Genomic DNA, 13,315 nt, shown 5'->3' with positions numbered 1-13,315 from the left:
AATCTGGCAGAACAAAGGTTGTGTATAAAAAAAACGGGAGATGTACGTCATGAATGATAAAAAATTAAATATCCTTGTCGTGGATGATGAACCGATTAATATTCAGTTTGTGGTGGAACTGCTTTACAATGATTATGACGTTAGTGTTGCAACGAGTGGTTTGACAGCATTGGAAGTATTTGAAAAAAAGAGACCGGACATTGTCCTTCTTGATATACATATGCCCGACGTAGATGGTTTTGAAGTAGCCAGAAGAGTATACAGCGTAGAATCAAATCAGGAGATTCCAATTATTTTTTTTAGTGCTGATGACAGTATAGATTATATGGAAAAAGGTTTTGAGCTTGGTGCCGTGGATTACATCACTAAACCTATCGAGGCGAAATCATTTTTACTTAAAATCTCTTATTGGGCAAGACTGGTCAAAAAAAGCATTGAAAGCAAACATAGGCAAACATTATTGGATCAATACAAAAGTATAGTAGACAGCAGTGCCATTGTATCAAAAACAGATACAAAAGGAGTCATTACGTTTGTGAACGATAAATTTTGTGAGATTTCCGGTTATTCAAGAGAAGAACTTATCGGAAAACCCCATAGCATTGTTCGTCACAGAGATATGCCATCATCTGCATTTGAAGAACTTTGGCAAACTATAGAATCAAAAAAATCTTGGTCAGGAAAAGTTAAAAACCGTAAAAAAAACGGCGAAGCATATTATGTTAATACGATTGTTAATCCAATCGTCGATGAAAATGACAATATAATTGAATATATAGCTTTAAGACATGATATAACCGAACTTGAAGAATATAAAGAAGTTTTAAAAGATGAACTCACAACGACAAGTCAAAATTATAAAGAAAATATAAATTATATGGAACAGTATGAGTATGCTGTGAGCTCTATTACAGCTATACTTAAAACAGATACTGATAATAATATTATATATGCAAACGACAAGTTTTGTGAAATTATCGAGTATTCAAAAGAAGAGATAATGGGCAAAAAATGTAATTCATTTAGAGATGAAAAGCATAGAATACTAAAAGATTGCGAAAAGGTTCAAAATGAGTTGAAAAATAAAAGATCAGTAACCAAACTACTTACAAGTATTACAAAAAGCAATAAAAAAGTTTACATGATTACGTTTTTTTATCCTCTATTAGATTTAGATTCAAATGTTGTGGAACATTTACAAATTATGCATGATGTTACAGAGATAGTTAATCTTACTGAGGAAATCGAAGAAACTCAAAAAGAGGTAGTCTTAACAATGGGAGCTATCGGTGAGACAAGAAGCAAAGAGACAGGTCTACATGTTAAAAGAGTTGCTGAATATTCATATCTTTTGGCAAACTTACTAGAGCTTGGTGAAGAAAAAGCGAATCTTATAAAACAAGCATCACCGATGCACGATATAGGAAAAGTAGGTATTCCGGATTCTATCTTAAAAAAACCGGGTAAATTGACACATGATGAGTTTGAGATTATGAAAAGTCATACCCAAATGGGATATGAGATGCTGAAATATTCAAAGAGAGAAATTTTAAAAACAGCAGCAATTATTTCATATACTCATCATGAAAAATATGATGGAAGCGGATATCCAAATGGTATTTCTGGTGAAGATATTCCAATAGAAGGACGCATAACGGCAGTAGCTGATGTGTTTGATGCTCTAGGACATGATAGATGTTATAAAAAAGCTTGGGAGCTTGAAGCTATTTTGAAATTGTTTGAGGAAGAAAAAGGTAAGCATTTTGATCCAAAATTAATTCAACTTTTTCAAGAAAATTTAGAACACTTTTTAGAAATCATGGATAAAATGATAGATAAGTGAATTTGGTGGAGCTGTGGAGAATCGAACTCCAGTCCGAAACCACGCTACTCCTAACGTCTACATGCTTAGAGAAGTTGTTTGGTTTAATCTTGCTTCACACAACTTGCAAAGCTACACAAGACGAGCCCCGAGTTTTCGTGTTACGCTGAGACAGACGCAACATATATCTACATAAGGGTTATACTTCGAATCCTATTTATCTAGAGTCCATAGGTGAAGCAGCCCGCCGACCATCAATTAAGAGGTCGGGGTTAAAGACTTAAGCTACTGCTAAAGCTGGGCGATAATTTGTATTGTTTGCATTTAAGCAAAGTGAGCCGCGTAACGGAAATGCTCAGTCCGACATGCAGTCAGAAGCTACTTGATCCCGTCGAAACCAGGTCAGCCCCATATGTTTGAAATTATAGCAGAAGATAATAAATATTATCACCGAAATTTAATAAAACCATTAATCTTTTTTGTTGTTTTTTGCATAAGTCAATGCGCGAAATCCAAGCACTATATATAATATTACAATAAATAAAAGCTTTAAAGTTGGGAGTTTTAAATGGTGGTGGCCAATCTCGGAATCGAACCAAGGACACAGTGATTTTCAGTCACTTGCTCTACCGACTGAGCTAATTGGCCATCTTTTAAAGAGCGACATTGTAGCTCCTATGCGCTGAAAGCTAGCTTATATTTCGTACAGCTTCTTTAAATTCATCGCCTCTTTGTGCATATGAGGTGAATTCGTCTAGGCTTGCCGCGGCCGGAGAGAGTAGGGCAACTTCATTTTTGTTTAGATTTTTATCTATTTTAGAGATAGCATCTGCTAGATTCAGACATAGTTCAAAGTCTATGGAGTACTCTGTTGCAAATTTTGAGAGTTTATCTTTGTTTGAGCCGATATTATAAATCTTTACATCTATATTCTGCAGATGCTCAAAGAGTTCGTCAAGTTCGACACCTTTATCATCACCGCCTAGAATCAGGTGTATGAAAGAGTCTTTGTATCTTTTTAGTGCAGCTATGGTTGCATCCAAGTTAGTTGCTTTGGTGTCATTTACCCAAAGACGGTTTTTTGCATCCAGAAGTTCTTCTTGTCTGTGAGGGTCAAGAACAAAAGAGTTTATCTTCTCATAATCAACTTTATCAAAAAGTATTTTATCAACTGCCATTGCCAAAATAGCATCTGCAAGGAAAGCACCCTTGAATTTTACTTTATCGATCTCTATACCAAAATATTCTGCCAAATCTTTTTCGTCTTTATAAGTGACAAGATGAGCATCTGTCTTCACATCTTTATATACATCCGGGATGATTGCTACTTCGCCTTCACACATGCTCGTTAAAGGCTTCAGTTTTGCATCTACATACTCCTGCATGCTTCCGTGCCAGCTTAGGTGGTCAGGACTGAGAGGGAGTAAAACATATATGTTTGGTGCGGCTACGTTGGTATAGTGCATTGTAAAAGAACTGGTTTCAAGAATCCACATCTTGGCATCCGGATTTAGTTCCGCCAGAGGTGTTCCGATGTTTCCGCCGGCTTGGCTGCCTTTTGACTCCAGTAGATGCTGCATCATCTGAGTCGTCGTTGTTTTACCGTTTGTTCCGCTTATCCAGATTTTCAGTGGCGTTGCATCTGCGAAATAGTCATACTCGCTTATAAGGTTTTTTGCTTGGAGTATGAGCTGATTTGACGGTGGTATTCCGGGCGATGGAATCTCAAGCTGAGAATATTTTGCATTGAACTCGCTTGAGGGCTTAACCATGAAACCGTTCTCATCGCGAAAGGGCTTAGTGCATTTGTCATCGTAAAAAACGGCATCTTTTGCGACTTTTGCAATTGCTTTTGTGGTCTTGCCGTAACCAAACAGAGAAACTCTTTGCATCTAACGAATCTTTAAAGTAATAAGAGCTACAAGGTTTGAAAGAATAGCGATTATCCAAAACCTGACTATAATCTTAGTCTCAGCCCATTTTTTCATTTCAAAATGATGATGGATAGGAGCCATTAAAAAGACTCTTTTTTTGCGAAATTTATAACTGCCCACTTGAAGGATGACAGATATAGTCTCTATAACAAAGATAGAACCAATAAGAAGCAGCAGAATCTCACTTTTAGAGATAATGGCGAGATAACCCAAAAAAGCACCTATGGTAAGAGAACCGCTGTCTCCCATGAAAACTTCGGCAGGATGGCAGTTGTACCATAAAAACCCCGTCAATGCACCCATAAGAGCACTCGCAACTATGGCTACTTCACCGACATCAAAGTTTGGCATTAAAAGGTAAGAACTTATCTTTGCGTTACCGGTTATGTAGATGATAATACTGAATGAAGTCAGTGCAGCCAACGATGGAACGGTTGCAAGTCCGTCAAGACCATCGGTCAGGTTTACTGCATTGGAAGTAGAGATAATTACCAAACACCAAAATATGATAGCGTAGATGCCCATGTTCAGCACAGAAGTCTTTATAAATGGAAGATACAGATCAGTGTTGAACTCTCCTACAAAATATAAAAAACCAGTAACGACTAAAGATGCTAATATCTGCAGAGCAAGTTTTGCTCTGGCTTTTAGCCCTGCCAGGTTTTCGCTCTTTTTTATCTTTGCATAGTCGTCTTGAAAACCGATAAGAGCAAAAAGCAAAAGTGTAAGTATCGCCCCGACTGCATACATGTTTGAGAATTTTATACTTAGCAGCGAAGCTAAAACAGTAGCACCTATAAAAACGATACCGCCCATTGTAGGTGTCTTTGCTTTTTGCTGATGATTCTGGGGTGCCCACTCATTTATCGGCTGAACGCTTGAAGTTCTTTGCGCCCATCTTATAAAACGGGGAAGTAAATATAGTGTAAAAAACAGAGCCAAGAAAAATGATACACCGGCCCTGATAGTAATGTATCCAAGTATGTTGATATTTAAAAGTTCATGAATAGCATATAGCAAAGTGATAAATCCTTAATAGTTTAAAAACGACATTATAGTATAATTGCATAAAACTTTATATAAGGGAGCTAAATTGTCAAAAAAGGCTGTTTTAGTTATAACCGATGGTATAGGCTTTAGCTCTAAAACTGAGCATAACGCATTTCACAATGCTACAAAACCAAATTATGATAAATTATTTGAAGAGACTCCTCATTCACTCATCGATACTTCAGGCTTAAGCGTAGGGCTTCCGGAAGGTCAAATGGGAAATTCTGAAGTCGGACATATGAGCATAGGAAGCGGTAGAGTTTTATATCAGGACCTGGTAAAAATATCACTTGCTCTTTCTGAGGATACGTTAGAAGAAAATATAGAACTGCAAAATCTTTTTGGCACTTCAGACAGACTGCACCTTATTGGACTTATGAGTGACGGCGGTGTTCATTCACATATCGACCACTTTATGGGTGTGGCAAATATTGCGGCAAAAAACGGTAAAAAAGTCTTTTTGCATCTGATTACTGACGGTAGAGATGTATCTCCTACTTCTGCGCAAAAGTATCTTAAGATAGTCGAGAGTCACTTAAATGAAAATATTCAGATAGCTACGATGGCAGGGCGTTTTTATGCTATGGACAGAGATAACCGCTGGGGAAGAATCCAAAGAGCTTATGAAGCCATAGTGGATGCAAAGCCAAAAACAGACTTTGAACCTGCAGGCTATGTAGGTTCATCTTATGCTCTTGGCGAGACGGATGAATTTATAGAACCGACAGCTTTTGAAGGCTATGACGGTGTAAAAGACGGTGACAGCATACTTACTATTAATTTTAGAAGCGACAGGATGAGGGAACTGGTCACTGCTCTTGGCAGTATTGATTTTCATGAGTTTTCAAGAAACTATAAAATGGTGAGTCTTGCAACCATGACAGAGTATGACAAATCTTTTTCTTATCCTGTCCTGTTTTCAAAAGAGTCACCTAAAAATACTCTTGCTGAGGTGATTTCGGCTAATGGTCTAAGACAACTGCATACGGCTGAGACTGAGAAATATGCACATGTTACTTTCTTTTTAAACGGCGGTATAGATGAGCCTTACGAGAATGAGACAAGAGTCCTTATACCGTCTCCTGATGTAAAGACTTATGACATGAAACCTGAGATGAGCGCGCCTGAAGTCGGTGAGACTGTACTAAAAGCGATGGATGAAGAGTATGACTTTGTAGTTGTTAACTTTGCAAACGGTGATATGGTAGGACATACGGGAGATGAAGAAGCCGCAATGGTTGCAGTTACGACTGTAGATGCCGAGCTTGGAAAAATCATCCAAAAAGCAAAAGAGAAAGATTATTCTGTTGTTATTACATCTGATCATGGAAACTGTGAAGAGATGAAAGATGATGATGGAAACACTCTTACTAATCACACGGTTGGAAAAGTGTGGTGTTTTGTCGTGGCTGAGGGCGTTACAAAAGTAGAATCAGGCGGACTGAACAACATAGCTCCGACTATCTTAAAACTTATGGATATAGAAATCCCTTCAGAGATGGATCATAGTCTGATATAAAAGTATTTGTTTTTAGCAAAATTAACCTATAATAAACTCTAATAATCAGGAGTGCGTTATGAAAGTATTGTTAACAGGAGCAAATGGCTATATTGGTAGACGTCTAAAAAACTTGCTTATTTCGCAAAAAGATATTGAATTAAGAATATTTGTGCGAAATAAGAAAAGTTTATCTCAAGAGGTACTTGATAACTATGAAGTTATTGAAGGCGATACATTCGATAAAGAAGCTTTAAAAAAAGCTTTAGAAGGTATTGATACCGCTTTTTATCTCATCCACTCCTTAAATAAAAAAGATTATAAAGATTTAGACAGACAATCAGCCCAGAATTTTATTGAAGCATCTAGTCACTGCGGCGTAAAAAGAGTTATATATCTCGGCGGCTTGGGCGTAAAAAATAGTGATACAAGCAAACACCTTTTAAGCCGCATTGAGACCGGCGAGATTTTAAGTTCATCAAGCAGTGTACAAACAATTTGGATAAGAGCCGGAGTCATTATAGGCTCAGGAAGTGCAAGCTTTGAGATTATACGAAATCTTGTAGAAAAATTACCGTTGATGATAACACCAAAATGGGTAGACACCTATGCTCAGCCGATTGCGGTAGATGATGTTATAAATTATCTTGTTGCATCTCTATATTTAGAGCATAAGAAAAACTTGGTAGTTGATATCGGCTCTGAAAAAATGAAATATAGAGATATGATGCTTCAAACGGCAACAGCGCTTAAACTCAAAAGATATCTTATATCTGTTCCGTTTATGAGTATAAACCTTTCATCATATTGGCTGAATCTTTTTACTCCTGTCCCGTTTACGGTAGCAAAAGCACTGATAGAAGGACTTAAATCGGAAGTAACCATACAAAATGACAATGCAAAAAAGTATTATCCTCACATAAAACCTATAAGTTATATTGATGCTGTTAAAAAGGCTGTTTTGGAGATAGAACAGCATCAAGTTATAAGCAGATGGAGTGACAGTGACGGTTCAAGCTGGGATAAAAAACACAAACAACAAATAAACGATTCCATCTTTGTAGACAGAAAAGAAGTTGATATCAGCTCGTACGACAAGAAGAAAGTTTTTAAAGCCATAACATCTCTTGGCGGTGAAAACGGATGGTTTGATTATGATTTTTTATGGGAACTTAGAGGTATTTTAGATAAAGCAGTAGGCGGGGTAGGAATTAACAGAGGCAGAAGAGATAATTGTGATTTAAGACTTGGAGAATGTCTGGACTTTTGGAGAGTTGAAGACATAAAAGAGAATGAGAGATTACTTCTTTTTGCACAGATGAAAATGCCAGGAGAAGGGTGGCTGGAATTTAAAATAGATGATAATAAACTTATTCAATCAGCATATTTCTATCCCAGAGGTATATTAGGAAGAATATACTGGTATTCACTGATACCGCTTCATTATTTGGTATTTACAAATATGATAAGGAATATACTCAAAAATAGCAAATCTTAATATTTTATATTCTTTAAATAAAGCAACTATTTGGTATCGTTTTATCATTAAATTATATGAGGAAGCTTAATGAAATTTAGTGGAAAAAATGTTTTAGTTACAGGTTCAAGCCGTGGTATCGGTGCAGAGATTGCAAAAACTTTAGCCGGTTTTGGTTTAAAAGTTTGGATTAACTACAGAAGCGGTGCTGCAGAAGCAGACGCGGTTAAAGAAGCAATAGAAGCTGCAGGCGGAAATGCTGCGGTAATCGGTTTTGATGTCAGTGATGAAGATGCTTTTGTAGATGCTATTAAGACTATTGTTGATAGTGACGGTGAACTTTCTTACCTAGTAAACAATGCAGGTATTACAAATGATAAATTGGCACTGAGAATGAAAACTGAAGACTTCATGAGTGTTATAAATGCAAACCTTACTTCTTGTTTTATCGGATGTCGTGAGTCTATGAAAGTAATGAGAAAGAAAAAATTCGGGGCAGTTGTGAATATCGCTTCTATTGTCGGTGAGACTGGTAATGCAGGACAGACAAATTACTCTGCGTCTAAGGGCGGCGTAATTGCGATGAGCAAAAGTTTTGCTATTGAAGCAGCGACTAGCGGTATACGTTTTAACACAATCACTCCCGGTTTTATAGCTACTGAGATGACAGATGCTCTTAGTGATGAGATTAAAGAAAGTTTTACATCTAAAATCCCGATGAAACGCTTTGGAAATGCAAGTGAAGTTGCTGAAGCTGCTGCATTTTTACTCTCAGATCATGCAAGTTATATCACGGGTGAAACATTAAAAGTTAACGGCGGGATGAATATGGCATAGTAGTTTGTTTAAGCTACATATGTTATAATTTCGCGATTTTATACTTAAAAACATAGGAGCTATAATGGCACTTTTAGAAGATATTAAAGAAGTAGTAGTTGAGCAATTAAGCGTTAACCCGGATGAAGTAAAGGAAGATGCTAAGTTTGTTGAAGATTTAGGTGCTGATAGCCTTGACGTTGTTGAATTAGTAATGGCTCTTGAAGAGAAATTTGATATTGAAATCCCTGATGATGAAGCAGAGAAAATTCAAACTGTTGCAGATGTAGTTGCTTACATCGAAAGTAAATAATTCACGCTAAAGTGTTTTTTGAGCTCAGTAAATAGTCTCTAATAGGCTTTACTGGGTTTTGTAAAATATTTTATAAATTTTATCATGGAGAGTTTTTAAATGAGAAGAGTAGTTGTAACGGGTATAGGCATGATAAATGCGGTTGGGAATGACAAAGAGAGTTCTTTCAAGGCAATATGTGAAGGTGAATGCGGAATTGATACTATTACACTTTTTGACCCTTCTGCTTATGCTGTTAAAATTGCAGGTGAAGTAAAAAACTTTGACCCGGAAACTGTTATGTCACCAAAAGAAGTTAAAAAAGCCGATAGATTTATTCACCTTGGATTAAAAGCCGCTCAAGAAGCTATGGCAGATGCTAATCTTCCTGAAGATATCGATATGGAAAGATTCGGTATCAGTGCAGGATCTGGAATCGGTGGTCTTCCTGCTATTGAGAAAAATTCTATCATCATAGAAACTCGTGGTCCTCGTAGAATATCCCCATTTTTTATTCCATCGGCATTGGTAAATATGCTTGGTGGTTTTGTATCTATTGAGCACGGAACGAAAGGTCCGAACCTTTCAAGTGTAACAGCTTGTGCTGCAGGTACTCATGCAATAAGTGAAGCTGTTAAAACAATCATGTGTAACGGTGCAGAGCAGATGTTGGTTGTCTCAGCTGAGTGTGCTATAACAGGTGCTGGTGTTGGCGGTTTTGCCGCTATGAAAGCACTATCTACTAATAATGAAAATCCTAAAGAAGCATCTCGCCCGTTTGATGCAAATCGTGACGGTTTTGTTATGGGTGAAGGAGCGGCTTCTTTGGTTCTTGAAGAATATGAGAGCGCTGTTGCCCGCGGTGCAAATATTTATGCTGAAATAGTTGGTTTTGGTGAGAGTGGAGATGCTAATCATATAACAACTCCGAGTCTTGACGGTCCTGCTCGTGCTATGAAAGCTGCATACAAAATGGCAGGTGAACCTAAGCTTGACTACGTAAACGCTCATGGAACAAGCACTCCAATTAATGATAAAAATGAGACTGCAGCTGTTAAAGACTTGCTTGGCGGAAAAGAGAACTGTCCTCCTATGAGTTCAATCAAAGGTCAAATTGGTCACTGTCTCGGTGCAGCCGGCGGTATTGAAGCTGTTACTTGTCTAATGGCTATGAGAGACGGTATTATCCCTCCTACTATCAACTATACAACTCCGGATGAGAATTGTGATTTAGATATTGTTCCTAATGCTTCAAGAAAAGCTGAATTAAATGTAGTAATGAGTAATTCTTTTGGTTTCGGTGGAACTAACGGCGTACTAATATTCAAAAAAATCTAACGAAGGATTTAATTTGGCAACATACTTAGACTTTGAATATAAAATTAAATTTATTCAAGAAGATATTATTTCTGCACGTGTACGTCACAATGAAGGTGAGCTGGAGAAACTTCAAAAAAATCTAGATAAAGAAGTTTCTAAAATATTCAGCAACTTATCACCGTTTCAGCAGCTTCAACTTGCACGTCACGTTGACAGACCATATGCACTGGATTACATTAACTTGATTATGCGTGATAAGTATGAAATTCACGGAGACAGACACTTCCGTGAAGATGCGGCTATCATATGCTACTTAGGCTATATTGGCGATGAAAAAGTTATGGTTATCGGTGAGCAAAAAGGTCGAGGAACTAAAAATAAGATAAGAAGAAATTTTGGTATGCCTCATCCTGAAGGATACAGAAAAGCTCTTCGTGCTGCTAAAATGGCAGAGAAATTTAAAATCCCTCTTCTTATGCTTATAGACACTCCGGGTGCATATCCTGGTCTTGGTGCTGAAGAGAGAAACCAAAGTGAAGCAATCGCTAGAAATCTTTTAGAACTTTCTCAATTAGAAACTGAAACTATCTCTGTGGTAATTGGAGAAGGCGGAAGCGGTGGAGCACTTGCAATCGGTGTCGCCGATAAATTTGCAATGATGCGCTACTCTGTATTTAGTGTTATCTCTCCTGAGGGCTGTTCAGCAATTTTATGGAATGACCCTAAAAAAGTTGAAGCTGCTACTAATGCTATGAAAATTACAAGTGGTGACTTGAAGAAGCTAGACCTTATTGATGATATTATAGATGAGCCTCTTATAGGTGCACACAGAGATAAAGAAACGGCTGCTACTGCGATTGCTGATTACTTCTTAGAAAACTTAAAATCTCTTAGAGAGATGAGTAAAGAAGATCGTATGGAAGCTAGATATAATAAACTAACAGGAATAGGCGCTTACTCAGAGTAAGCACTTTTACTACTCTTGCTGGCTCTCTAGAAGAGGGTCAAATTTCGGTCTTTTCAACCTTTTTGCTTCTTTAGAAAATTTTATTAAATCTTCTACATTATTTATATTTTCATTTATATTTTCAAGTGATAGTTTAAAAAGTCCGTATGTTGTCATAACATCACTCATAGCTCTGTGGTGGGAAGCATCTGGATTTAGTCTGAATGTATCATTTAGATAAGAGAGCGCGTATCTATAAGACTCTACTGTTCTCTCAGCTAGGGCAAGCGAACATAAGCTTCTGTTTAAAAGAGGCTCAAGACCGATTTTTTGCATTGACTGAGAGATAAATTTATAGTCAAACTTTACATCATGTGCAACAAATACGGCATCTCCTAAAAAGAGTTTGAATTTATACAAAACTTCTTTAAGTGGAGGAGCATTTAAAGTATCTTTTACGCTTATACCGGTAATAGCCGTGATGTGTTCATTTATTTCAGAGCATTTAACAAGAGATTCAAAGCTATCGATAACTTTGCCGTTTTTTATTTTTAAACCTGCAATTTCAATGATTTGATGCTTGTCTATTTTTGAACCGTTTGTCTCAATGTCGACTATACAAAACTCTGCTTCATTCATAGGAATGAATTTTGTAGAAAAGTAGTAATAGCCCTTACTCTTTATGATATCAAGACCTTGTGATCTCCAGAGTTCAAGTGAAAAATCTATGCTCTCATCTATCTGAGATTTCAGTTTTTCAAGCGGCAGACCTTTTGTTGCCAACTTAGAGACACTTTTAGCATCAAGAGGAAAGTAATTAGCGAGCATTCGTTATGAAATCCTTAACTTTTTTGGGATCTTTTACGCCGTAAGACTCTTCAACACCACTGCTTACATCAACTCCGTAAAAACCGTACTCTTTTAGTGAAGAGACATTTCCTGCATCTAAACCGCCGGCAAGGATGATTTTTGAGCAGTCAACATCTTTAAACCACTCTATATTTAATCTTTTACCTGCTCCGCCATAAGCTTCACAGTATGCATCTACAAGTCTATACTCATCACAATACTCTAAGATATCTTTAGCCTCTTTAGCTCTTATGACTTTGATATATGGAACAAAAATCTGCTCATACAGCTCATTTGGAGCTTCAAAATGTATCTGTGCCAGAGTACATCCGGATTCTTGAATATAAGAGTTTATTACCTGTGCATCTACATTCACAAACAAGCCTACTTTTTCTACAAAAGGCGGGAGTTTTGAGATGATTTCTTTGGCATCTGATGGCGAGATATATCTGGGAGATTTCTCATAAAAGACAAAACCAAGTGCATCTGCACCTGCCTCAATCGCGGCCATCGCATCTGAGTAAGATGTAATTCCACAGATTTTAACTCTCATTAGATTTGCAGACTTTTTATTGCTTCTTCTTTTGAAGCGTGGTTAAATACATAGCTTCCGGCAACAACAACATCAACACCTACATCTTTAAGACTCTGAATGTTTTTGTCGCTAACACCGCCATCAACTTCAATAAGACAATTTGGGTTGATTTTGTTTCTCATCTCATTAAGTTTAGAAGCTTTTGGTATTACACTCTCAATAAAACTTTGTCCGCCAAAACCAGGATTTACACTCATAAGCAGAACCATATCCAAGTCTTTAAGTAGATACTCTATAGATTCCGGCGGAGTATGCGGGTTTAAAACGATTGCAGGTTTGATGCCTAAAGAACGAATCTTTTGAATAAGTCTGTGAGGGTGCTTTTCTTCTTCAATATGAAAAGAGATATATTGTGGTTTTAAAGGTGCAAAAAGCTCAACAAAAAAAGTGTTGTTCTCAACCATTAAATGAATGTCAAGAGGCTTTGTAGCGCATGCAGCAATAGCTGAAACTACAACGGGACCGATAGTAAGGTTTGGAACAAAGTGACCGTCCATAACATCTACATGAACCAAATCACAACCGGCATTACAGATTGCTTCTACATCTCTTTGTAAATTGCCAAAATCAGCACTTAAAACACTAGGAGCTATTAACATTTAATTTCCTTACGAGCAAAGCCCGCAAGAAATCGCTTGGGGCGCTCAGCCCACTAAAGTCAGCCTTTGTAAAGGCGTGATGCTTGGGCATTATTTTATGTAATTGTATCAAATTAG

At 37.2% G+C, this 13,315-nt stretch carries 12 protein-coding genes, 1 tRNA gene and 1 other RNA gene; 7 read left to right on the top strand and 7 right to left on the bottom strand.

The window, feature by feature from the left end; all coding sequences use genetic code 11:
- Positions 1–49 precede the first annotated feature (49 nt).
- The gene (locus ABYK18_RS01585; protein ID WP_373034820.1) at positions 50–1,843 is read left to right on the top strand and encodes an HD domain-containing phosphohydrolase; all 1,794 of its coding nucleotides are present in this window, start codon (positions 50–52) and stop codon (positions 1,841–1,843) included.
- Positions 1,844–1,846: 3 nt separating this feature from the next.
- Here the strand turns inward: ABYK18_RS01585 and ssrA are convergent.
- The 4 genes from ssrA to mraY all read right to left on the bottom strand — a co-directional run bounded on the left by ssrA (position 1,847) and on the right by mraY (position 4,776).
- Positions 1,847–2,232: a transfer-messenger RNA gene (gene ssrA / locus ABYK18_RS01580) on the bottom strand.
- A gap of 162 nt (positions 2,233–2,394) precedes the next feature.
- A tRNA-Phe gene (locus tag ABYK18_RS01575) sits at positions 2,395–2,470 on the bottom strand.
- Between the two features lie 41 nt (positions 2,471–2,511).
- Positions 2,512–3,714 (bottom strand): UDP-N-acetylmuramoyl-L-alanine--D-glutamate ligase, encoded by a 1,203-nt coding sequence (murD, locus tag ABYK18_RS01570; protein ID WP_373034818.1) that lies wholly within the window; start codon positions 3,712–3,714, stop codon positions 2,512–2,514.
- Positions 3,715–4,776, bottom strand: coding sequence for a phospho-N-acetylmuramoyl-pentapeptide-transferase (mraY, locus tag ABYK18_RS01565; protein WP_373034817.1), 1,062 nt, complete (start codon positions 4,774–4,776; stop codon positions 3,715–3,717). It lies immediately after the preceding gene.
- Positions 4,777–4,849: 73 nt separating this feature from the next.
- On the opposite strand from mraY, the gene gpmI reads away from it, so the two are divergent.
- The 6 genes from gpmI to accA all read left to right on the top strand — a co-directional run bounded on the left by gpmI (position 4,850) and on the right by accA (position 11,176).
- A complete protein-coding gene (gene gpmI / locus ABYK18_RS01560) occupies positions 4,850–6,325 on the top strand; it encodes a 2,3-bisphosphoglycerate-independent phosphoglycerate mutase (RefSeq protein WP_373034816.1) in 1,476 nt (491 codons plus the stop codon).
- Positions 6,326–6,383: 58 nt separating this feature from the next.
- Positions 6,384–7,802, top strand: coding sequence for an SDR family oxidoreductase (locus tag ABYK18_RS01555; protein WP_373034815.1), 1,419 nt, complete (start codon positions 6,384–6,386; stop codon positions 7,800–7,802).
- A 69-nt stretch (positions 7,803–7,871) separates the two neighbouring features.
- Complete coding sequence (gene fabG, locus ABYK18_RS01550; protein ID WP_373034814.1) at positions 7,872–8,618, top strand: 3-oxoacyl-ACP reductase FabG; 747 nt, start codon at positions 7,872–7,874, stop codon at positions 8,616–8,618.
- Positions 8,619–8,682: 64 nt separating this feature from the next.
- Positions 8,683–8,910, top strand: a complete 228-nt coding sequence (acpP, locus tag ABYK18_RS01545) for an acyl carrier protein (protein WP_372998397.1) — start codon at positions 8,683–8,685, stop codon at positions 8,908–8,910.
- A 99-nt stretch (positions 8,911–9,009) separates the two neighbouring features.
- Positions 9,010–10,227 carry a beta-ketoacyl-ACP synthase II gene (locus ABYK18_RS01540; protein ID WP_373034813.1) on the top strand — a complete coding sequence of 406 codons (1,218 nt, stop codon included), beginning with the start codon at positions 9,010–9,012 and terminating at the stop codon, positions 10,225–10,227.
- Positions 10,228–10,240: 13 nt separating this feature from the next.
- Positions 10,241–11,176 carry an acetyl-CoA carboxylase carboxyl transferase subunit alpha gene (gene accA, locus ABYK18_RS01535; protein ID WP_373034812.1) on the top strand — a complete coding sequence of 312 codons (936 nt, stop codon included), beginning with the start codon at positions 10,241–10,243 and terminating at the stop codon, positions 11,174–11,176.
- Positions 11,177–11,185: 9 nt separating this feature from the next.
- Here accA and ABYK18_RS01530 read toward each other — a convergent pair whose 3' ends face one another.
- From ABYK18_RS01530 to rpe, 3 genes are read right to left on the bottom strand one after another with little or no spacing between them, the layout of a single operon-like run.
- Positions 11,186–11,983 (bottom strand): 3'-5' exonuclease, encoded by a 798-nt coding sequence (locus ABYK18_RS01530; protein WP_373034811.1) that lies wholly within the window; start codon positions 11,981–11,983, stop codon positions 11,186–11,188.
- A complete protein-coding gene (locus tag ABYK18_RS01525) occupies positions 11,973–12,557 on the bottom strand; it encodes a phosphoribosylanthranilate isomerase (protein WP_373034809.1) in 585 nt (194 codons plus the stop codon). Before ABYK18_RS01525 ends, ABYK18_RS01530 begins: the two co-directional genes overlap by 11 nt.
- Complete coding sequence (gene rpe, locus ABYK18_RS01520; protein WP_373034808.1) at positions 12,557–13,198, bottom strand: ribulose-phosphate 3-epimerase; 642 nt, start codon at positions 13,196–13,198, stop codon at positions 12,557–12,559. Before rpe ends, ABYK18_RS01525 begins: the two co-directional genes overlap by 1 nt.
- Positions 13,199–13,315: the final 117 nt, after the last annotated feature.

Source organism: Sulfurimonas sp., assembly GCF_041563495.1.
Lineage (GTDB): Bacteria > Campylobacterota > Campylobacteria > Campylobacterales > Sulfurimonadaceae > Sulfurimonas.
The sequence above is the reverse complement of the archived record's forward strand: the minus strand, read 5'-3'. Positions and strand labels throughout refer to the sequence as shown.

Bases quoted from the DNA above. Each gene is read 5' to 3' on its own strand.
- ABYK18_RS01585 (WP_373034820.1), top strand. From the start codon at position 50: ATGAATGATAAAAAATTAAATATCCTTGTCGTGGATGATGAACCGATT.
- murD (WP_373034818.1), bottom strand. From the start codon at position 3,714: ATGCAAAGAGTTTCTCTGTTTGGTTACGGCAAGACCACAAAAGCAATT.
- ABYK18_RS01555 (WP_373034815.1), top strand. From the start codon at position 6,384: ATGAAAGTATTGTTAACAGGAGCAAATGGCTATATTGGTAGACGTCTA.
- fabG (WP_373034814.1), top strand. From the start codon at position 7,872: ATGAAATTTAGTGGAAAAAATGTTTTAGTTACAGGTTCAAGCCGTGGT.
- acpP (WP_372998397.1), top strand. From the start codon at position 8,683: ATGGCACTTTTAGAAGATATTAAAGAAGTAGTAGTTGAGCAATTAAGC.
- ABYK18_RS01540 (WP_373034813.1), top strand. From the start codon at position 9,010: ATGAGAAGAGTAGTTGTAACGGGTATAGGCATGATAAATGCGGTTGGG.
- ABYK18_RS01530 (WP_373034811.1), bottom strand. From the start codon at position 11,983: ATGCTCGCTAATTACTTTCCTCTTGATGCTAAAAGTGTCTCTAAGTTG.
- ABYK18_RS01525 (WP_373034809.1), bottom strand. From the start codon at position 12,557: ATGAGAGTTAAAATCTGTGGAATTACATCTTACTCAGATGCGATGGCC.
- rpe (WP_373034808.1), bottom strand. From the start codon at position 13,198: ATGTTAATAGCTCCTAGTGTTTTAAGTGCTGATTTTGGCAATTTACAA.